Source organism: Paenibacillus germinis (assembly GCF_013141785.1).
GTDB lineage: Bacteria > Bacillota > Bacilli > Paenibacillales > NBRC-103111 > Paenibacillus_E > Paenibacillus_E phytorum.
Genome location: NZ_WHOC01000070.1, coordinates 87,687 through 108,915, shown reverse-complemented (window position 1 = coordinate 108,915; position 21,229 = coordinate 87,687). Strand labels below are relative to the sequence as shown.

Sequence of the window (21,229 nt, the reverse complement as noted above, 5' to 3'; positions counted from 1 at the left end):
CAACCCCTTCATTTTAAAACTCATCGACCACTGGGCATACTTTCACTTTCATCGTTTTGAAATATATGCGTGCCTAGGAACCCTATGGCCGCGACGATCGATAAGCAAGCTGCAATGACATAGACTGTGCTTCCACCAGCTAAATCAAAAATCCAACCGCCCAACGTGCCGCTAATTAATCCCGCAATACTAGACCATGCAACAGCGAAGATGGCTTGCCCAGAGGAGCGATACTCATCAGGTACGATTTGGCTAATATAGCGGTTAGCCGTGAATAAGAAGATACCGAATGTTAAACTATGTAACAATTGAACACCAATGACCCAAGTAGGATCTTGAATAGAGCCCATAATGAAGAATCGTACGGCATATATGATTCCGGCAAAGGCAAGCAGGGGTAATTCTTTGAACCTATGTCCATGCTTGCTCAGAAAGAAAAACACCGGTATTTCACTAAGCGCTGAGGTCATCCAAGCATAGCCAATCAGGGAATCAGATGCCCCGAGCTGGCGCATATACAAGGCTAGGAATCCATCGTTGAAACGATGTGAAACGGACATAATAATAATTAACACTAAGAACCAGATGAACTTCTTGGAACGAATGATATCGAGCATGCCCCCGAAGGCCATCTTCTTGCCACCTTGACGCGCATCTTTTAGCAAAAAAATGATGACTAACGTGCAGCTAATAGTAAGTAGGCATAGAATTGGCGTGAGCCCTGTACCGAAGTGTCTAAGAAGTAACCCAAAACCTCCGGCAGATACTGCGAAACCGATGGAACCCCATACGCGGAAGGAGGCGTAGCTCTTACCGCTATCTCGAATACTTAGCATTAGCTGGCTATCATTCAATGAATTTACGGGCTGCTGAAAGAAGAAAAACATCGCTAAGCATATATACAACAGGGAGAACCAACCCGCGGTAAATACCAAGATGGCAGTGAGTAGCTGCCCAATAATTAGAATGATCATGATTTTCTTAACGGTTTGGAAGCGATCACTAAGGAATCCCCATAGCAAGTTGGTTGCTATCCCAATCAGTGGTCCAATAGCGTACAACAAACCGATTTGAAGCTTGGAATATCCTTTGTAATCAAAGTAAAGCGGGAAAAAAGTAACGACAATACCCATCGTCATAAAAAAGGAAAACGTGAACAATTTGAGTAGATGGTCTTGTGGCTTTGTAGGAATAGACGTTTTCATCAGTGGTTATCACTCGATTTCTTTACAAATTTTCTGTAGAAAAATACGTTTGCCCGTTTTCAGACGTTCGCTTGAGTATATAGAATACGACTAGAAGCTCAGCCAGCATACCAACAGACTGCGCGAGAGCACCGATCAAGCCATTCCAACCGGGTGCATTAGAAATGGTGATGAATAAGGTTAACACGGTAACAATAGCATTCGCAGATTGAGATAAAACCATGATTTTCGTTTGGCCTCTCAGCATAATAATACCGTTCATGTAATCAAGCCACGGGAATACAATCGTCATGATCATAAATATTCGCATGGCAAGTAAGCTTGCATGCATCAGTTCGGAATTAACACCCATGACATGTGTCATAAACCAAGGTCCGAGAGCTGTATAGGCAAGAATAGCGATGAGTGCGCCTGGAATAAAGCTAAGAAGGATGACGAAACGGACGACAGTTCTAGCATCTTTGCGATAGAAGTTCAAAACAATTTGATGAATGTAAGAAAAGAAACTCAAAACCAATTGAGTCAAGGAACCGGCAATCGCATAAGAAGAGATCGCTAAATGAATATGTGTTGTTTTACCTAGTATGGCATTAATGGCGGGTCCAATGACGACGGCAATGATCGAAGAATACAGAAGGGGCTTATAGAAGCTGAAAATTTGTTGTTTGGTTTCAATCTGATGATCAGGTGCCTTCTCTGGAATGACGGTTCGAAGTAAGTTTGTTCCTTCCCATACAGCAACTATCGCTTCAATAATCATTCCCACTAAGAAAATAATGGCGCCAACACGGCCACTAGAAACATTATCTGTAGTAATAAAATATAACGATAACAAGTACATAGCGATGATTCGCACGCACATACCAATGGTCAACCATTTGGTCCGCATATTAAAAATAATTATACCGTGAAATAAACACCGCAGACCTGAGAAAATGCTAACGTACATCAAGATGCGATAAACACTAAGTGTTGTGTCTAATAATTCACGTTCAACTCCAAAAAAATAAAGAAATACCCATTCTCCAACAGGCGTATAACATAAAATGAGGCCAATTAGAATGATGCACGCAAATACATAAGAACTTACCGCTGCCATGGCTCGAAATGAGATGCGGTCTCTTACAAGAGCTGAGCAAGCTTGTCGCAGCAAAACAACGGGTCTTTCGGTTAGGCCAAGTAAGCTTAAAGGCAGCGCATAGCTGGCAATGACCACTTCCGGATTATCAGCCCTGGCCAAGGTGCTATTGATAATAACATGCGAGAGGGTAACTAGTGTTGCTGAAAGGCCGAGGGGGAGGAAAAAGGAGATGAGCTGTTTCCAAGTGATGTTTTCTTTTATTGTCTTAGCGGTCATCTAAATCGCACTCCTTAGAGTTTTGCTTTAGCAAAACTAGCTTTGTAAGCATAACTCTTACTAAAAATTCCCTTTTAAAAACGTTATTTAAGTATACCAGAAAATGAAAACAGGTTGACATACAATTTTAACTGGAAACCCAAGGTTTGAAGTGATACATTTAAAGGTAGAATGTTTCTTGAACAAGTCGCAGCCAGTTTTTACTGCAAGGAGGTTTAACAGAAGAATGAGCTGCTATTTCCAGTATGATGCCAGACTCGGAATTGAGATTCCCGTGTTAGAAGTGGAGTGGGAGTGTTATCCGCCCAGTGTGCGCGTTGATATTTTATTACATTGGGAACAAATTCGCGGTGCAATACCGGACCGCATTATGAAGCTAGAGGCGACGATTATTTACAAACAGAATCAGCTGGATAAGGAAGACGATTTTCCCACATCATGCCGTTTGAATTCCGAAATTGCTGACTTAGCTTCTATCATAAATGATCTTCATCTTTGGTTCCGGGCGAATCAGGAATTGGAATCGAAAACCCACCAATAATGGTTGTCAATGAAGGGAGAATGACTGCATGCATAGCAATAAGGATGGGGATAACTGGCTGGAAGCTATTGCAAAGCCGCTCTTGGAGCATCTACCTGCTTTATATCCGATTGAAGAATGGGATGGAAGTATGGATGCACGCATTGAAGCACTTGTCCCAGCAATGATGACTCAAGGCAGTCCTGAGCAAGAGTCTTATGGATTGGCGATTAAAGCGGGTCTTTTTTTACTAAATGAGAGTTTAGATAAATCCCATGATATTGCCCAGGAAATCACGAATGCAACAGGCAGCTACTGGCATGCTCTGATGCATCGGATGGAGGGGGATTACAGCAATGCGAAGTATTGGTTCAACGATGTCGGCCATCATCCTATTTTCTCTAACTTACTACAATGTGTGAGCGATTATTTGACTGTAAAAGACTTGGCTGATTTGGACAATGAAGCTCTTCGTCAGAAGCTTGAAGTACTTATTACTTCTCCGGAATGGATCCCTTGTGTATTCATAGATATCGTAGAGTTACAAGTATCCCTGGTTCAAAATCCTATTGTTGATCAATGGTTGCGGCATATTCAACGATATGAAATGCAGTTATTGTTGCAATATTGCTATGAACAAAGTTGTGGAGGAAGTCTGCTTGAAGCAATTGGACAGAAGTAGCACAAAGGTTCCACAAGGCCCAATAAGATTAATGGTTAGGGTGTACCGTTATATTTTACCTGACGTAAGCGATCAGCTTTCCATATGGAAATCAAAAGCGGAGAATATCCCAGATGTCGAACTGCGCACTCAAGCACTAGCCAGCATCGCAACGAAACAATTTCATTGTCAAGGTGGCGCTGTTTATGCGGCTGCTAATTTGTCGATGCGTCATGTACTCATCCCGCTCATTGTTGCGTTTCAAACGATTAGTGATTATTTAGATAATCTATGTGATCGCAGTACATCCTTGGATCCCCAGGATTTCCGTCAATTGCACCAATCGATGTTGGATGCTGTTGATCCTTCTAAGCCTTTGAACGATTACTATGCATACAGACAAGAGAAAGAGGACGGTAACTATTTAACAGAGCTCGTCCAAAAGTGTCAGTCTTGTATTAGTCTCCTTCCGTCATATACTCAAGTTGCCGATCAGGTGCGAGATTTCGTAGCCTTATACTGCGACTTACAAGTGTACAAGCATATTCGCAAGGATATGCGGGAGCCTGAGCTTCATCAGTGGTGGGATCAACATCATCATAGGTATAGCCAAATTTCTTGGAATGAATTTGCAGCAGCCACAGGTTCAACGTTAGGCATGTTTATGCTTTTCCTTGCAGCTTGTGATCCTCATTTGAGTGAAAAGCAGGTCGATTCGATACGGGAGGCTTATTTCCCCTATGTGTGCGGGCTGCATATTTTACTTGATTATTTAATCGACCAGGAAGAAGATATCTTGGGTGGAGACTTGAACTTTTGCAGCTATTATGAATCTATGGAAGCAACCGTTGAGAGAATTGCCTTTATCGTGCAAGAGGCTCGTAGCAAAATTTTGTTCTTGGAACATCCGCGATTTCATCGTATGATAATCGAAGGTTTGCTTGCGCTGTATTTGTCGGATCCAAAGGTCAACGGCCAACAACAAGTGAAAAAAATATCGAAGCGTCTTATGAAAAATAGTCCATTAACCCGGTTATTTTTCTGGCTAAATAGCATGTACATCCGTACGTCATCATGAATGACATTCAGAAGAATTTGAAGGAGGAAATGAAATGTCAGCAGTAAAATCAATTGCCGTTCTAACAAGTGGCGGAGACTCTCAGGGAATGAATGCGGCCGTCCGTGCGGTTGTAAGAAGCGCGTTATTCCATGGTCTCGAGGTCTATGCCGTACAACGTGGATACCATGGTTTAATTAACGATGATATTCGCCAAATGGATTTGCGCAGCGTTGGAGATATCATTCAACGCGGGGGGACCATTCTACAAACGGCTCGTTGTAAAGAGTTTTTAACGCCGGAAGGCCAACAAATTGGAGCAGCAAACTTGCGTAAACGCGGTATCGACGGATTGGTCGTTATTGGAGGAGATGGATCTTATCAAGGTGCCAATAAGCTAAGCAAGTTGGGCATCAAAACGATGGGTCTGCCTGGTACAATTGACAATGACATCCCATTCACCGACTTTACGATCGGTTTTGATACAGCAGTAAGCATTGTTGTGGATGCGATCAATAAGCTTCGTGATACGATGACGTCGCATGAACGTTCATCCGTAGTAGAAGTCATGGGACGTCACTGCGGTGAGATTGCACTCTACGCTGGACTAGCTAGTGGTGCGGAAACGATTATCGTTCCTGAGGTTGAGGTCGACATTAATGAAGTAGCTAATCGTATGAAGGATAACTTCTCCCATGGCAAACGTCATAGTATCATTCTCGTTGCTGAAGGAGCGGGAACCGGTGATGGGATTGCTAACAAGATTAATGAGTATGTTGGCATTGAGCCTCGCGTAACTGTTCTTGGCCATATTCAACGCGGCGGAGCTCCTACGCACAATGACCGAATCTTGGCAAGCCGTCTCGGTGATTTCGCTGTACGTAAGCTCATGGAAGGCGATTCCTCCAAAGCATGCGGTGTTATCAAAGGGGAATTAGTAGCTACCGATATTGATTTAGTTGTAAATACAAAGCGTCCTTTTAATACAGAACTTTATGAATTGGCAAGTCGTTTATCCCAGTAGGTCTACATTGGAACAAACGCTATTGACCTGTCTCATATCTTCGTTTATAATATCGAACAAATACAAAGCGACATTAGGTCTGTGAAGAGCATCCAACTCGGAGACGTTCATGATCGGTAAGGCGCAGGATACATCGCCTTTCTCTAAATAAACCGGCACCGCCCGTTATCGCGGAACCAAGCGGATGATGACATCATGATGTCGTCATCAAGTTGGGTGGCACCGCGAGCAGAACGCTCCTCGTCCCAATCGGACAGGGGCGTTCTTTGTCTTTTTCCCAGACTAGAAAAGGAAGCGGTGAGCGGTATGTTGGATATCAAATGGATTCGTATGCATCAGGAGCAAGTGAAGGAAGCGGCTCAAAATAAAGGGGTAAAATGTCCTCTTGATGAGCTGCTTGAGGTAGATGAGAAGAAAAGGCTGCTGCATCAACAAGTGGATCAGCTGCGCACAGAACGTAATCGTGCTTCAGCTCAGATTGCGCAGTGTATGGCTGAGCAGAATATGGGAGAAGCCGAGGCTTTGAAAGATCAGGTTCGCGGCTGGAACCGAACATTAACGGAGTACGAAGAGGGGCTCGTGATACTTGAGGAGCGGTTCAAGGAGCTGATGCTTACTGTACCGAATCTGGTTTCACCTGAAACTCCACTCGGGGCTACCGATCAAGATAATGTTGTACAGAAAGTAGTGGGTCAACCTACCTCGTTTGAATTTGTGCCTCGTGATCATATGCAAATCGGTGAGGAGTTGGATATATTCGATTTCCCACGTGGAGTTAAGGTAGCTGGAAGCAGGAATTACTACCTTAAAGGGATGGGGCTATACCTACACAGAGCTGTTCAACAGCTTGCTCTTGATTTGCTATCAGACCGAGGGTTCACGGTGATGGATGTCCCTCTGATGGTGCGAGAAGAGACGCTGCAGAATGCGGCTTTTTTCCCCGCTGGGAAGGATCAGACCTACGAATTGCAGGATGAAAATAAATGGTTAGTTGGCACATCGGAAGGTCCGTTGGTTTCGTATTATGCGGGTGAGATTATAGATTTATCAAAGGGGCCGATACAACTGGCAGCCGTATCGAATTGTTTCCGCAAAGAAGCTGGTTCGGCAGGTAGAGATGTACGAGGATTATATCGTGTTCATCAATTTGCCAAAGTCGAGCAGGTTATTCTTTGTGAGAATGATCACGCCACTGCTGATCAAATGTTAGATCAAATCACACGGAATGCAGAAGATATTCTAAATTTACTTGAGCTTCCTTATCGTGTCGTTGCCGTATGTACAGGAGATATGGGCGCCAAAAACTACAAGCAGTATGACATTGAGACATGGATGCCAAGCCGCAATGCGTATGGTGAAACGCACTCGTCGTCAAGCCTTCTTGACTTTCAAGCCCGCCGCAGCGGATTACGTTATAGGGATAAGAACGGTGAGCTGCGTTATTGCTATACCCTTAACAATACGGCTGTCGCCACACCAAGAATTCTAATTCCTTTATTAGAGAATCATCAGCAAGCAGATGGCTCAATCTATCTGCCAGCCGCACTGAGACCTTATATGAGAGGGCTCACTGTCATACCGAACAAATAAAATAACGTACCACATCCCTAGGAGCTCTACTTAGGGGATGTGGTACGTTATCGTATGTTAATAACCCTCTGTTAAATCAACGACATTCATCATCTCGGTGCCATCTAAAAAAGCTCTCACATTATGATAGAAAATGTTGGAAACTCGTTCTGCATAGTGAGCGGAAGAGCCAGCGATATGCGGAGTAAGGATAACATTGTCCATGTTCCATAGGGGAGAAGTCGACGGTAGTGGCTCCTGCTCAAAAACATCGAGTGCAGCGCCTGCCAGCTTGCCTTCTTGCAGCGCCATAATCAAATCCTCTTCTTCAATGACATCACCGCGAGCCAGATTGATTAAGAAAGCACTTGGTTTCATCAAGCGCAGATGTTCTTTGGTCAGGAAACCTCGCGTTTTAGCTGTACTAGGAAGTAGAAGAACGACGAAATCACTTTGTGAAAGCAAAGATGTTAAACCTTCTTCTCCGCTGACCGTAGAATCGAAGGCAGGCTGAGGTGAACCGGAACGATTCAACCCAATGACAGTCATATCAAAGGCTTTTGCTTTGCGAGCAACAGCTTCGCCGATGGCGCCTGCACCAATAATACCAATCGTTTTACCATAAAGCTCACCAAAAGTAACTTGATTGTCCCATACTTTACTTTGCTGACGCTCATGGAGAAGATTCGCTTTACGAACCCATTGCAGCATGAGGCTTAGCGTAAATTCACTCATCTGGATTGTATGTACCCCACGGGCATTGGTCAGTATGACATTACGCTCAGCAAACTCTAGGAGAGGTAGCTTATCCACGCCGGCAGAAATGGTTTGCATCCACTTTAGCTTGGTCGCCTGTTTGAGGGTGTCCGGATTCATGCGGCCAGCCGTGATAATTACGTCTGCATCTGCAATGTGTTCCCCAGCCTCGCTTGAAGATTTAAACCAATGAAATTGGCAGCGTTCCTTCAAGTCTTGCGGCATCTCATTTTGCATGGAAGTCAGATCCATTCCAGTAATGGCGACAATATTCATTGCACTTCAACTCCTTTAATGTCTGTCAAAGATTTAAGTCAAAAGCTATAAGTTTCTTTGATTGTACATATTCCTAGTCGTTCTGGTAACATGAATCCTGATTACATGATAAATCAAACCGAAAACGAAAGTAAACACCCCGAGAGCTCTTAGTGCCCTCAGGGTGTCTCCATGTTAGTATTTCACATTAGGTGTGTAGTTGTTATTAGCGTTCCATAGAAGGAACTCATTCACGCCGTTTTCTTTCAATGCACGTATTTGTTCTTCCACTTCATGTTTACCGTACTTGATATAACCAGGTACCCAAGAAGCGGTGAAATCTTGAATCCAAGGTCGAACAATTGGCTTCCAACCTTTCTTATCAATGGCCTCCAGCTTCTTGGTTGTATCCTTGGAAGCTCCATCGATAGTGACAAAAGGTGCTGCATCCGGCACTTTGGAGCCAAACCAGCCAGTGCTGTAATGACTTGGATAAATCATGGGAGCGATGACATCAACATTTTGAGAGATTTTCTCGAAATCTTGACCAATGCCTTCGGCTGCTGGAACAGAGGCTGCATAACCAAATATATCAACAGATACACGAACACCAAGTGGCTGCAATTGTTCTTTGGCATATTTGACAAAGGAAGCGACAGCATCAATACGTGAACGTTCATCCTTTGTATATTTGAGAATGTCAGCTCTTTTCTCAAAACCTTCCGGGAATCGGACGTAGTCGAATTGAATTTCTTTAAATCCAGCTTTAACGGCTTCTTTCGCTACTGCGATATTGTAATCCCATACTTCTTTGTTATATGGATTTACGAAGCTGTCCGGTGGGTTTTTACCGTTACCCCACAGAGTTCCATCTGGATTGACGAAAGACCATTCAGGTTTCTTTTTGGCAAGAATCGTGTCTTTGAATACAACGATACGACCAATTGGATAAATGTTATGTTCGTTCAAGGTGGTCATCAAACCTGGCATATTGCCAATAATTTTCTGAGTTGTTCCCATTGCATCAAGCTCGGCGTTCCCTGTTTCCCATGTGATGTAGCCCCAATCATCTTTGACATCAATGACCAGTGAGTTCAGTTCCGTGTCGTCGAGCAGCTTCACAAGTGTATTGAGCCGAGATCCACCCGCACTATGAGCCGTGGCGTAAACACCTTTAATTACCGGTGCGTCCTTCTGCGGATCCAATTTGTTTACAGGTGCTAAAGGATCTGTTTCTTGGGATGGTGTAGGTTGAACAATCGCCACTGCATTCTTCGCATTCAGAGAAGCTTGCACAAGTTGTTCAAAGCTGGCATCCGGGTTAGCGGCCGTTACATTACCCCATATTAGGGCAAGTGAAGCAAGTAAAATTTCCATGATGTATAAGTCCTCTCCAATCTTTGTTTCTAGCTTTTATTATAAAGCAAGCACGAAACTACGCACAGAGGAAATTTGTAGAGGTTTGTAGAAAGAAGGTACCCTTTATTGAAACTTGATAAACAAATTATTTCGTTATCTGGCGTTAACTTTTTTTACTATGCTTCTAGTGCCATTTTATTGCCCTATTTACCTTTATATTTGCAAAGTAAGGGTTATTCAGCAAGCGAGATTGGACTCTTAATGATGATTGGTCCGTTCATCTCCATATTCGCACAGCCATTCTGGGGATATGTCAGCGACCGGTTCAACTCGGTGAAGAATATCGTATTTTTACTCTGGAGCCTTTCCTTACTAGGAAGTTTTGGCTTGTTTTTAACAAAAGGTTTCGGGCTTACACTTGGATTTATTTTACTGCTTTATTTCTTCTTGCTGCCATCCGTTCCACTTATCGATAATTTGGTTGTCAAATCAACGGCACAGCGTGGAATGTCTTATGGATCCGTCCGATTATGGGGATCTATCGGATTCTCGGGTGTTGCTCTAATTTCGGGTCTTTTCCTCGAAGAATTAGGTGGGGTAGCCAACATACCTTATTTTTATTGGGCTTTGTGGATCTTCCCATTTCTACTGCTTGCATTTATTAAAGACGAGAAGGGCAGCGGACAGCGAATAACATTAAGTGCAATTGGTACTATTTTCAAAAATAAAAACTTCTTATGGTTTATGGTCATGGTACTGATGATATCAATTCCACATCGAATGAACGATGCACTATTAGGTTTATATCTGAATAAATTAGGTGCTACGGACTCTATGGTCAGCTGGGCATGGGCCATTGCAGCATGCACCGAAATTCCGGTGTTTGCCTATATCAATCGGTACATACATCGCTATCACGAACTGACCATCTTAGGTCTTGTTTCGGTCTTATATACGATACGTTGGTTGCTCTACACGTTATTCAGCGATCCATGGGTACTAATTGGTTTGCAGACGACACATATGCTCACCTTTGCTGTTCTGTGGATCGTTGCGGTACAGTATGTTGTGCGTCTGCTTCCCGAGCAATTTGGCTCAACGGGTCAATCCATTCTTGCGATGGTGTTCATGGGGCTTGCCGGTATTATTGGCGGTTCGGTGGGCGGCTGGTTGAGTGAGCAGTGGGGAGGTGCGAGCATGTATGTGTTTGCGTCAGTCATGTCGGCAATAGCCGCAGGTATGTTTTTCGGTACACAAGCCGTAATGCGTAGAAGAAGCTAATGATAAATAAAAACACCCGGCAGCAAAATTAGCCGGGTGTTTGGACTTATTTCTGAACTTGTCCTGATTCGGTATTCGTGACCTCTGCAGGATTAATCTCTTTTCGGACCGGTACAGGCTGATCATCAGTAGCTGTATTACCGCCATTTCCATTCGTTGCATCTTTAAATTCACGAAACATTTTGCCAAAACCTCTGCCAAGTTCAGGCAGCTTATTAGGCCCAAACAAAAGAAGGGCGACAATTGCAATTAAGATGATGTGCCAAGGAGATAATGCTCCCATTCCAGACACCTCCATTAGTTTATCTTAGTACTATTATATCATGTTCTTATCATAACCTATATACCCTAATTATTACAAACTCAATAATAATGTATGAATAAAGCGGTAGCTGAGCAGAAAAAGACGCCCCTTAATGATAAAGGGCGTCTTTATGATGTTCCGTAATGCTGAACTGAATAATTTCCATGACATCTTCTGCTTCGAGCGCCTCAATGCCAAACCGGAGGACGATCTCGGAGTCCAGCTCATAGCTGGTTAAGAAGGGGTACAACTCGGGTGTTAATTTCATTACAATCCTGGATAATTTGACTGTCTCCACAAGCATCACCCTTCCAATCAAAAGATTAGAATAAGAACTACGCCTGAACCACTCACGATGAAACCAGAACTATATGAAATTATTATCATTATAACACAATTCAACTTGGAATAAAGAGGCGGATTGCACGATTTCTCACTTGAGCTTGCGGAATTCGCCAACGACACCAACGGTTTCAACGATATTCACGAATGCTTTCGGGTCTATCTTCTTAATAATTCGCTTTAATTCTACGAGTTCATAGCGCGTAGTGACGGTCATTAACATATCATGCTGCTGTTTCGTATAAGCGCCTTCCGTCTTAACTAAAGTTACGCCTCTAGGGAGTAGAAGCAGCTCGTTAAGCAACTCTTCCTTTTGTTTGGTTACAATGAACGCTGTCACTTTGACATGGCGAATATGTATAGAATCTACAACTTTGCCACTAATATAGATGGCAAGCATCGAGCAAAGAGCAAGATCCCAATTTTGCTTGAAATAGCCTAGTGCAACAATGACCAGACCGTTCATGGATGAAAGAAGGGTTCCGAGAGGGAAATCAAATTTTCGAGTCAAAATCAAGCCGACGATATCAAAGCCTCCACTTGAGCCACCTATTCTTAAGGTGATACCGCTTCCTATTCCAATGAGTACTCCCCCAAAAACTGCACCAAGAATGGGTTCCTGCGCAACATAGCTTGTTGGTATAATTTGCATCAACCATGCCGTTAATATGACCGACGCTACACTGATCATAATAAATCTACGTCCAATTGAAACCAATCCCCAAATCATCAATGGCAGGTTAAACAATAAATACAAGAACCCAATGTTAAAATTCGTAAAATAACCAATAATCATGGCAAATCCAGAAACCCCGCCGCTAAGCAGTTGGTGAGGAATGAGGAACATGTTGAAGCCGACCGCGACAAGCAGTGCGCCAACTAGAATAATGAAAGCGTCTAGCGCCTTTTTCAAAACAAATCACCTCTAAAATAGTATGCAGCATAAAGCAAGTATAATTCATTCTTCTAAAACTTCAATCATAATTTACCTTTGGTCAATTAAATGGACTTTAATGGAAATAATTAATCCTTTGTTAAGATAAAAAAAGCTGTGTCCAATTCATGGACAACAGCTTTATAAAAACAAATATTTAACGTCTCTTGAAAGAGCCTGTCTTCTTAGATGTGCTTGGCTTACTAACAGATGGTTTAGTTACCTTGTTTGGTGTAGAACCATCATTTTTGCGGGTTGTAGAGTCGCTGCCTGAACTAGGCGTACCAGTACCGGTCTTGAAGCTGCCCGTTCGATCTGAAGTTGTTGGCTTCTTATCCTTCGATACATCCGTTGTTGGCGTAGTCGCCTTTCCGCCGCCTGCATTATAAGTCGGTGTCCGGGTATAGCCCTTATAGTCGTAAGGCCGTTTACTGTTGAACCATCCCCCACCGAATAAGGACTGAAGTAGGGTGGCAGTCAAATAACCTTGCAAGAACGAGGAGTCGTAATGTGATTTGGCATATTCAATACTATCGATTTGAACAAGTGTGTTTTTACTATCACTAGGGTCCTTTTGGACGTTAATGACCTTATCATTATAAACAAGGAACATTTGATCGTCAGATTCCTTGCTCTTTTCCTTCGGTGACTCTTTCGCTGCTAGTTCAGCTGTTACGGCAGGGACGCTTTTGTTTTCGACTAAATAAACCTTGGAGAGATTGCTCCCTTTGCCGTCAACACTAACTAACGGATACTGATCTTTGATATAACGTCCGGCATCAGCGCCACACGCGGTCAGAAGGGCGATGATCAATAAGAAAGAAACCCATGAAGTCCATCTTTTCACTTTTCAGTAATCCCTCCTTTCCAAACATTTCTAATGATAACATAGGTTGTCTAGGGCGTCGATTTCAAAAATTTAATCTGATTGCCCGGTGTGCGCTCTCCTTCAAGAGCAATAAATTTACCATCCTGCCATTGGAGGAAGAAGAATCTACGGTCCGGTCCAAAATATCTCCAAAAGAGACAATCGTCTCCGCTGCGGAAGTCAGTATTTCCTTCAGTTCGAGTGACATCATTGCGATGAAACTCTAATTCGAAGGTAACATCTTCATCAAGCTCCAAACGAGTAGGGACATCATTCGGATCATCTAATGCGCCTTCGACAAAGCTGCAAAGGAAACAGTCATAGGTTCGCCCTTTTTCCACAATCAAACACTGAATATTTTTGCCGCTTTGTAAATAATAAGCGTAGCGATGTGGAGCAAACCCGCGGTCAAAATAAATGACCTTCCCGGAAACGACATACTCCTCTAAGTCTACATTAACAATATCCCCAACTCGGGCATCTTCAAGTGGATTACCTATAGGTGTTGTTGTTGGTTCTTGTTTTTGACTACGTAGGATGCTGCTGACTCGTTTAAATATCGACATTGAAAACTCTCCTCTATTCCGTTTATTGTTCTACCTTGTAATACGTTTAGCTTATGCGTTAGGTTTCGTTCTCATTATGTAAGACGCTACTGGAAATGTGTGTATGACTTGTGCTATAATAGTTTAGATGTTCTTAAGGGCGGCCAGTTGGATCATGGAAGATGATAAATCGAAAGTGTATTCCACCAATAAAACTATAGACACGGATAGGAAGTCGTACTTAAGGGTAAAAAAGATACAAGGCATTAGCCTGCCCTGTACAAAAGGAGATTGAATATATTTGAAAACATTTCAAGAGTTTGGTTTAGAACCAACGATTTTACGCGCTATTACGGAGATGGGCTTTGAAGAGTCCACACCGATCCAAGAAAAAACGATTCCTTTGGCTATGGAAGGCCGGGATTTAATCGGGCAAGCGCAAACAGGAACAGGTAAAACAGCTGCTTTCGGTATTCCGCTTATTCACAAAATCAATATGAAAGAAGAGCGCATTTCTGCTCTTATCATGTGTCCTACACGGGAACTTGCCATCCAGGTTGCGGAAGAGATTGAGAAACTCGGTCGTTTCAAAGGCATTCGTTCCTTGCCCATCTATGGTGGACAGGATATCGTTAAACAAATTCGTGCATTGAAGAAAAAACCGCAAATCATTATCGGTACACCGGGACGTCTACTTGACCATATTAACCGTAAAACAATCAAATTAGACGATGTGCAAACAGTGGTTTTGGATGAAGCGGATGAAATGCTTGACATGGGCTTCATGGATGATATCCAGTCCATTTTGAAATTGGTACCAGAAGAGCGTCACACAATGTTGTTCTCTGCTACAATGCCAACCAATATTCAAAAATTGGCACAACAGTTTCTTCGTAACCCTGAGCACGTATCGGTTATCCCTAAACAAGTTAGTGCTCCATTGATTGACCAAGCTTACATCGAATTGCACGAAAAACAAAAATTCGAAGCGCTTAGCCGTTTGATCGACATGGAAGCTCCGGATCTTGCAATCATCTTCGGTCGTACAAAACGTCGGGTGGATGAATTGGCAGAAGCTCTTCAAAAAAGAGGCTATGCAGCTGAAGGTCTTCATGGTGACTTGTCCCAAAATCAACGCGATAATGTTATGAGAAAATTCCGTGACGGCAGCATTGATGTCCTTGTAGCAACAGACGTTGCTGCGCGTGGTCTAGATGTATCTGGCGTTACACATGTAATTAACTTTGACCTTCCGCAAGATCCAGAAAGCTATGTTCACCGTATCGGTCGTACAGGCCGCGCTGGTAAAGAAGGTACAGCTTGGACTTTCGTAACACCTAGAGAGATTGATCACCTGCACTTTATCGAAAAAGTTACACGCCACAAAATTAACAAAAAACCATTACCTAGCTTGGCTGAAGCCATTGAAGGTAAACAAAAAATGACAGCTGAGCGTATTCTTGATGTGCTTCAAAATGATACACAAGCTGAATTCAAGGGCCTAGCTATTCAAATGTTAGAGCAATATGATTCCGTAAATCTCCTTGCTGCAGCTATGAAGCTTCTGACAGGCGACAAAAAGGAAACGAATATTGAGTTAACACCAGAAGATCCGATTCGTGCAAGAAAGAAAAAATTCGATGTACGCAGCTCAGGCAGACGTGTTGGCGGCGGATATGGCTCAAGTTCAGGATCAGGAGATCGTCGTCAAGGTGGCGGATACAGCTCCGGTGCTGGTTCCAGCAGCAGCTCGAACTCCCGTTACCCGCGTAAAGATAGCAGAGATTATGGTTCTAACAGAGAAGGTGGAAGCAGTTCATCTTCCAGAAACCGTGAATACGGAAGCAACAACTCTGGGAACCGCGATCGTTCAAGAGCTCCTCGTAAGAGCGAAGATACATTAGTGAATAAATAAGGGGAATAACCCCAAAAAAAAGGCGGAGATCCAGAAGGATCTTCGCCTTTTTACCATGGGTATATGGTTTAAATTACGAAAGAACTAGTTATTATAACGAGCAAGATGAAGAGAACCAAAATGGCACCTGCGGATGTTCCAACTGGATGAGACATAGTATCAACCTCCTGAAAAATATTTGGGGGTAGTTCTTATTGACAATACTATACTATGTAAAAGAACCTAGAACGACTAGACGTCTACCTATATGTTGAAAAATAGGCTATAATTAAACCAATGTAAAAGTAAGACAACTTAAGATGTATGCGTTTTAACAATCAACGTAGAAAGTTTCCGGAAGGAAACGCTAAGGAGGAAGCTGTTTTGGAGTTTAGAGGAGTTATGGGAGGACTGTACAGAATATCGGAGTGGATTATGCGTTTGTCGGTCATTAATCTGCTTTGGATGCTATGTTCGATTCCGGTTTTCTTTTTTGCTTTTATGGGCTTGGTAAGTCCATCCGTTGATGCATTGAAGGCATCACTACCCATTATCGCCATTTTGGCACCGTTTACTTTATTTCCTGCAACTTCCGCGATGTTTGCTGTAGCTCGGAAATGGGTAACAGGAGAAGAAGATGTACCACTTTTGAAAACGTATTTCCGTGGATATAAAGAAAACTACCTGCAGAGCATGGTAGGTGGTATTTTCTTCGTAATCATTTTCGTAATTATTGCGGTGAACTACTTCTTTTATTTGAAGCAGGGGAGTTCACTGAAATTATTGGCCGTATTGTTTATTGCTTTCACGGTCATTATTATCATTTCTTTGTTCAATTTCTTCTCGATTATGGTTCATTTGCATATGAAGGTTTTACAAATTTTGAAGAATGCTGTATTGATTACCATTGGCAATCCAATCAATTCGATCGTTTTGCTGCTTTGCAACGGAGCTATCCTTTACATTTGTTTGACCAAATTTAATTTCTTCCTTGTCGTTTTCTTTATGGGAAGTATTATGGCAACCTTCTCGTTCTGGCAGTTTAACCGCAGCTTTACCAAACTCCAAACGAAGCAGCAAGAATTAGAAGAGAAGGAACAACAGAGGTTGGCTGAAGCACAAGAAGAGGAAGAACAAAGTGACACTGAAGCTGTAACTGAAGGTGAAGAAGAAAGTAAGAAAGAAATTAGCTTGCATAAAAAAGATGAGAATGAAAAGACTAGAGACTAAACCTACCAGTTGATAATCAACCGGTACGGCACTATAATAAGAAATACAAAAGAATCCTGCGATGTTCGTAACGGTTTTAAGTTGTTTTAAACCAATGACTGTTTCTAGGGAGACCTACATTGAAGTGTGGCTGACATGCCCTCGAAAGGGGACCTCAAATACACCTCTGCGGACACCCACCTGCGAGAGCGGGTTTGAAGCACCGAAACCGGACGGCATAGGCGGGTTTTTTTGTATTAAAAAGAGGTTGATCAGGTAGATTCCTGATTCAACCTCTTTTTAATTATTTTCAATGACCAGCCAAATCACTTAGTTGATGGAATGTATGCTGAAGAGTTCCATAAAGACCGCGATATATTTGATAGTAGGCTTCATACTGTTTCTGATTATCAACATTTGGTTCTACGCGATCGGTAATATGAATCCATTTCTCACAGAGAGTAGTAATATCCTCTTGCAGTACGCCAGAAGCAGCCATAATTGCAGCACCATACGCAGGGCCGTCTGTGGAATTAACAGTGACCACAGGGATACCAAAGATGTCAGCAATCATTTGACGCCAGAACGGACTTCTGGCACCGCCGCCATTCACGCGAAGTTCGGTGACTTCAATGCCGGACTCGCGGATAAGTTGCAGCGAGTCGCGGAGCCCGAAGGTAATGCCTTCGAGTACGGCACGAGTGAGATGTGCTTTTTCGTGCCGTAGATTTAGACCAATGAAGGCGCCTCGAGCCTTCGGATCGGGGTGCGGTGTCCGCTCCCCAGATAAGTAAGGCAGGAAGAGCAAGCCTTCGCTCCCGAGGGGAGCTGTGGCTGCTGCAGACGTCAAGATCTCGTAGACGTCTTTGCCTTCCAGCTGCGCACGCTCAAGCTCCTCGTGCGCGAAGTGGTTGCGCCACCACTGGAACGAGCCTCCAGCGGCCAGCATGACCCCCATGCGGTGCCACTTGCCAGGTACACCGTGACAGAACGAATGAAGCCGATAAGCTTCATCTACTTGATAAGTGTCGTCGTGAACGAAGACGACACCGGACGTGCCGAGCGCCACGGAGGCGATGCCTTGGCGTACGACGCCAACACCTACGGCGCCGCATGCTTGGTCGCCGCCGCCAGCAACGACCTTGATGCCTGCGGCTAGGCCCGTTAGGCTGGCTGCTTCAGGCAGCAGGTGTCCGGCCACGTCGCCGGACTCGTAGAGCGGCGGCAGCCATTCCATAGGAATGTCCAGCCGCTCAGTGACGGTCTGCGACCAGCTGCGGTGGGCGACGTCCAGCAGCAGGGTGCCGCTTGCGTCGGCCATGTCCATGCCGAACGCCCCCGTCAGGCGCAGCCTGACGTAGTCCTTCGGCAGCAGCAGATGCCGAACGCGCGCGTACTGCTCCGGCTCATGCTGCCGGAGCCAAATGACCTTGGGCGCGGTGAAGCCGGTCAGCGCCCGGTTGCCCGTTAGTCGTCCGAGTTCGGCTTCGCCGACGGTCGACTCGATGTAAGCACACTGCTCAGCGGTGCGCTGGTCACACCAAAGCAGCGCAGGCCGGATGACCTGCTGCGCCTCGTCCAGGAATACCGACCCATGCATCTGGCCGGAGAAGCCAATACCAACGACGGCTTCGCCAGCGACGCTTGTTTTCTCCAAAAGAGCGCGGATACCCTTGATTGTTGCGTTCCACCAATCCTCAGGATGCTGCTCAGCCCATCCCGGATGGGGTTGCTGAAGCGGATATTCGACGCTATGGCTGCCAATCACCTGACCGGAGTCATCCACAAGAATGCATTTAACTGCAGAAGTTCCTAAATCTAAACCCATGAAATACGACACGAAGATTCACCCTTTGTTGGTTAAGTTGTTGTAGTTAAGTAGTTTCTTCTATATTCTTTGTTTGTTTAATAAATATACAAAGATTATTAATTATTATATTCGCATGATATAACGGAAATCCTGCTTACGGCGATATTTAATTCCATATTAAATTCATTTCATGCCATTGGATGCCAGCATGCTGAGATGTTGATGGAGCTGCATAAAGAAATCCATTTTGTTCGTAGAATGAAATTAAATGCTCCTCACACATCAAAACAATGCCCTTCAAATCATCTTTTCTGGCAATTTCGATGATACGTTGCAGAAGTTCAGTAGCAACCCCGCGTCGTTGGTACGACGGGTGTACGGCTATGGTCAACACACAGAGGTATTGTCCTTCCTCAGCGTGCTGTGTTTCTTGCTTGATACTATCATCTGCTAATTCTTTATTATGTATCTTTACGCTATTGGTTACGCCGATAATTTGATGGTCAAGCTCATTTTCTGCAACAAGAAAATAGGATCCAAAGACATGCTTTCTCATCTGAAAGGCTTCTAATGTAGCAGCAGCTTCCTTTGAGAAAACAGCAGTCTCGATCTCATAAGCCTTCCTAATATCTGTATCGCTTTCAACTGGGCGAATCAGCATGATCGTTGAATACCTCCTTGTAAAAACTTTCCTAAGGGAAAATATTTTTTATATGCACATGATTGTTTACCTATAGCATAAGATAGGGGCATATAGTATAATCATAAATAAAGTTTCCTTTGAACAACATTATTGGTCTTGCGAAAGATGAGGTAATCATATGGGTATAGCATATAAAAAACAAGAGCATGAGTCCAATGGATGGAAAGGTAGCTCACCAATGCCTAGTCTGCCTGAAGTCCATCAGAGTATGCGCGTACCAAAGAAAGCGGGCTTTTTCCGTAAACTGCTTGCTTTTGTAGGTCCGGGCTATCTCGTAGCTGTAGGGTATATGGATCCGGGAAATTGGGCGACTGATTTAGCGGGCGGTTCCAAATTCGGATATACATTGCTTTCTGTTATTTTAATATCAAATTTGATGGCGATACTGCTGCAAGCTTTGGCTGGCCGCCTAGGAATTGTTACAGGTCGAGACTTAGCGCAAGCTTGTCGTGATCATTATAGTAAACCAGTTTCATTCGGGCTATGGGTCTTGTGTGAGTTAGCTATTGCAGCATGTGACTTGGCTGAAGTTATTGGCGCTGCGATTGCTTTACAGTTATTATTCGGTATACCGCTTATTTATGGAGTCATTCTTACTTCGTTAGATGTTCTGTTGGTTCTTATGCTGCAAAAAAAGGGTTTCCGATATATTGAAGCCATGGTCATTAGTCTAATCGCTCTAATTACTTTTTGCTTCGTGATGGAGCTTATTTTCTCAAGACCAGATTTTGCTGCTGTTGCTGTTGGTTTCATTCCTAGAACAGAAATTGTAACGAACCCAGCTATGTTATATATCGCACTTGGTATTCTGGGAGCAACTGTCATGCCTCACAATTTATATTTGCATTCATCTATCGTACAAACGCGCAAAATCGAGCCGACAGTAGAAGGTAAACGTGAAGCAATTAAATTCGCTACGATAGATTCGACTGTAGCTTTAATGCTGGCTTTGTTCGTCAATGCCGCGATACTCATTCTTTCGGCAGCGGCCTTTCATTCGGCAGGTAAAGAAGTAGCGGAAATACAAGATGCATATCACCTTTTGGGTCCTATGCTGGGCACAGGTGCCGCGAGCATTCTATTTGCAGTTGCGCTGCTAGCTTCAGGGCAAAATTCTACACTTACAGGTACATTGGCTGGTCAGATTGTGATGGAGGGCTTCCTCAATATTAGACTCACTCCTTGGCTGCGCCGATTAATTACACGAATGATCGCGATCGTTCCCGCTGTCATTGTTATTGGTATTTATGGGGAGAGCGGCGCTACAGATTTACTCATTCTCAGTCAGGTCATTTTATCTTTACAGCTTTCCTTTGCAGTTATTCCGCTTGTTACGTTCACTTCGGACCGAAAAAAGATGGGGGAGCTTGTAACGCCAAGGTGGATGATTGCTCTAAGTTGGTTTGTAGCTATTTTGATTGCAGGCTTGAATGCGTACTTACTTTACGCTACTTTTTTTGGGTAATAAAATATGGCATACAATAGAAGACCGGAGGAGCAATCCTCCGATTTTTATTTCCCCTCTTTTTCTTAAGCCTAAACAATGGTAAGATAGAGAGCAGTGTAGAAATGGCAA

The 21,229-nt window shown here is 43.6% G+C and carries 20 protein-coding genes and 1 other RNA gene; 10 read left to right on the top strand and 11 right to left on the bottom strand.

Annotation, left to right across the window (positions count from 1 at the left end; all coding sequences use genetic code 11):
• Positions 1-20: 20 nt before the first annotated feature.
• A complete protein-coding gene (locus GC102_RS13845) occupies positions 21-1,205 on the bottom strand; it encodes an MFS transporter (protein ID WP_171690051.1) in 1,185 nt (394 codons plus the stop codon).
• A gap of 22 nt (positions 1,206-1,227) precedes the next feature.
• Positions 1,228-2,562: a multi antimicrobial extrusion protein MatE gene (locus tag GC102_RS13840; RefSeq protein WP_171690050.1), complete on the bottom strand. Its 1,335-nt coding sequence runs from the start codon at positions 2,560-2,562 to the stop codon at positions 1,228-1,230.
• A gap of 226 nt (positions 2,563-2,788) precedes the next feature.
• On the opposite strand from GC102_RS13840, the gene GC102_RS13835 reads away from it, so the two are divergent.
• From GC102_RS13835 to serS, 5 genes are all read left to right on the top strand, one after another.
• The gene (locus GC102_RS13835; RefSeq protein WP_171640292.1) at positions 2,789-3,103 is read left to right on the top strand and encodes a hypothetical protein; all 315 of its coding nucleotides are present in this window, start codon (positions 2,789-2,791) and stop codon (positions 3,101-3,103) included.
• Between the two features lie 28 nt (positions 3,104-3,131).
• Entirely contained in the window at positions 3,132-3,764 is a 633-nt protein-coding gene (locus GC102_RS13830) for a hypothetical protein (RefSeq protein ID WP_171640294.1), read from the top strand.
• Positions 3,765-3,795: 31 nt separating this feature from the next.
• Positions 3,796-4,821, top strand: coding sequence for a tetraprenyl-beta-curcumene synthase family protein (locus GC102_RS13825; RefSeq protein WP_171690157.1), 1,026 nt, complete (start codon positions 3,796-3,798; stop codon positions 4,819-4,821).
• Between the two features lie 34 nt (positions 4,822-4,855).
• On the top strand, positions 4,856-5,824 hold the full coding sequence (gene pfkA, locus GC102_RS13820) for a 6-phosphofructokinase (protein WP_171690049.1): 969 nt from the start codon (positions 4,856-4,858) through the stop codon (positions 5,822-5,824).
• Positions 5,825-6,130: 306 nt separating this feature from the next.
• Positions 6,131-7,414, top strand: coding sequence for a serine--tRNA ligase (gene serS / locus GC102_RS13815; protein ID WP_171690156.1), 1,284 nt, complete (start codon positions 6,131-6,133; stop codon positions 7,412-7,414).
• 57 nt (positions 7,415-7,471) lie between these two features.
• On the opposite strand, the gene GC102_RS13810 is transcribed toward serS, so the two are convergent.
• Together GC102_RS13810 and GC102_RS13805 are read right to left on the bottom strand one after the other, a co-directional pair.
• Positions 7,472-8,425, bottom strand: a complete 954-nt coding sequence (locus GC102_RS13810) for a D-2-hydroxyacid dehydrogenase (protein ID WP_171690048.1) — start codon at positions 8,423-8,425, stop codon at positions 7,472-7,474.
• A gap of 174 nt (positions 8,426-8,599) precedes the next feature.
• Positions 8,600-9,781 (bottom strand): putative glycoside hydrolase, encoded by a 1,182-nt coding sequence (locus GC102_RS13805; protein WP_171690047.1) that lies wholly within the window; start codon positions 9,779-9,781, stop codon positions 8,600-8,602.
• Between the two features lie 108 nt (positions 9,782-9,889).
• On the opposite strand from GC102_RS13805, the gene GC102_RS13800 reads away from it, so the two are divergent.
• The gene (locus tag GC102_RS13800; protein WP_171640303.1) at positions 9,890-11,044 is read left to right on the top strand and encodes an MFS transporter; all 1,155 of its coding nucleotides are present in this window, start codon (positions 9,890-9,892) and stop codon (positions 11,042-11,044) included.
• 46 nt (positions 11,045-11,090) lie between these two features.
• Here the strand turns inward: GC102_RS13800 and GC102_RS13795 are convergent, their stop codons facing one another.
• The 5 genes from GC102_RS13795 to GC102_RS13775 all read right to left on the bottom strand — a co-directional run bounded on the left by GC102_RS13795 (position 11,091) and on the right by GC102_RS13775 (position 14,058).
• Positions 11,091-11,327, bottom strand: coding sequence for a Sec-independent protein translocase subunit TatA/TatB (locus GC102_RS13795; protein ID WP_057306978.1), 237 nt, complete (start codon positions 11,325-11,327; stop codon positions 11,091-11,093).
• Between the two features lie 130 nt (positions 11,328-11,457).
• Positions 11,458-11,652 carry a hypothetical protein gene (locus GC102_RS13790; RefSeq protein WP_029193437.1) on the bottom strand — a complete coding sequence of 65 codons (195 nt, stop codon included), beginning with the start codon at positions 11,650-11,652 and terminating at the stop codon, positions 11,458-11,460.
• 129 nt (positions 11,653-11,781) lie between these two features.
• Positions 11,782-12,603, bottom strand: a complete 822-nt coding sequence (locus GC102_RS13785) for a YitT family protein (RefSeq protein WP_246320907.1) — start codon at positions 12,601-12,603, stop codon at positions 11,782-11,784.
• A 178-nt stretch (positions 12,604-12,781) separates the two neighbouring features.
• Positions 12,782-13,471: a DUF4247 domain-containing protein gene (locus GC102_RS13780; RefSeq protein WP_171690046.1), complete on the bottom strand. Its 690-nt coding sequence runs from the start codon at positions 13,469-13,471 to the stop codon at positions 12,782-12,784.
• Between the two features lie 50 nt (positions 13,472-13,521).
• On the bottom strand, positions 13,522-14,058 hold the full coding sequence (locus GC102_RS13775) for a DUF4178 domain-containing protein (protein WP_171640309.1): 537 nt from the start codon (positions 14,056-14,058) through the stop codon (positions 13,522-13,524).
• Between the two features lie 280 nt (positions 14,059-14,338).
• Between GC102_RS13775 and cshA the strand changes: the two genes are divergently transcribed.
• The 3 genes from cshA (at position 14,339) to ssrS (ending at position 17,393) form a co-directional block, all read left to right on the top strand.
• Positions 14,339-15,952, top strand: a complete 1,614-nt coding sequence (gene cshA / locus GC102_RS13770; protein ID WP_281366890.1) for a degradosome RNA helicase CshA — start codon at positions 14,339-14,341, stop codon at positions 15,950-15,952.
• Positions 15,953-16,315: 363 nt separating this feature from the next.
• Positions 16,316-17,161, top strand: coding sequence for a YesL family protein (locus GC102_RS13765; RefSeq protein WP_171690045.1), 846 nt, complete (start codon positions 16,316-16,318; stop codon positions 17,159-17,161).
• A 50-nt stretch (positions 17,162-17,211) separates the two neighbouring features.
• Positions 17,212-17,393, top strand: a non-coding RNA gene (ssrS, locus tag GC102_RS13760) — 6S RNA.
• Positions 17,394-17,450: 57 nt separating this feature from the next.
• Here ssrS and xylB read toward each other — a convergent pair.
• Positions 17,451-18,968 (bottom strand): xylulokinase, encoded by a 1,518-nt coding sequence (xylB, locus tag GC102_RS13755; RefSeq protein WP_171690155.1) that lies wholly within the window; start codon positions 18,966-18,968, stop codon positions 17,451-17,453.
• A 148-nt stretch (positions 18,969-19,116) separates the two neighbouring features.
• Positions 19,117-19,611, bottom strand: a complete 495-nt coding sequence (locus GC102_RS13750; RefSeq protein ID WP_171690044.1) for a GNAT family N-acetyltransferase — start codon at positions 19,609-19,611, stop codon at positions 19,117-19,119.
• A gap of 160 nt (positions 19,612-19,771) precedes the next feature.
• Between GC102_RS13750 and GC102_RS13745 the strand changes: the two genes are divergently transcribed.
• Positions 19,772-21,118 (top strand): Nramp family divalent metal transporter, encoded by a 1,347-nt coding sequence (locus GC102_RS13745; RefSeq protein WP_171690043.1) that lies wholly within the window; start codon positions 19,772-19,774, stop codon positions 21,116-21,118.
• The last annotated feature ends 111 nt before the right edge of the window (positions 21,119-21,229 follow it).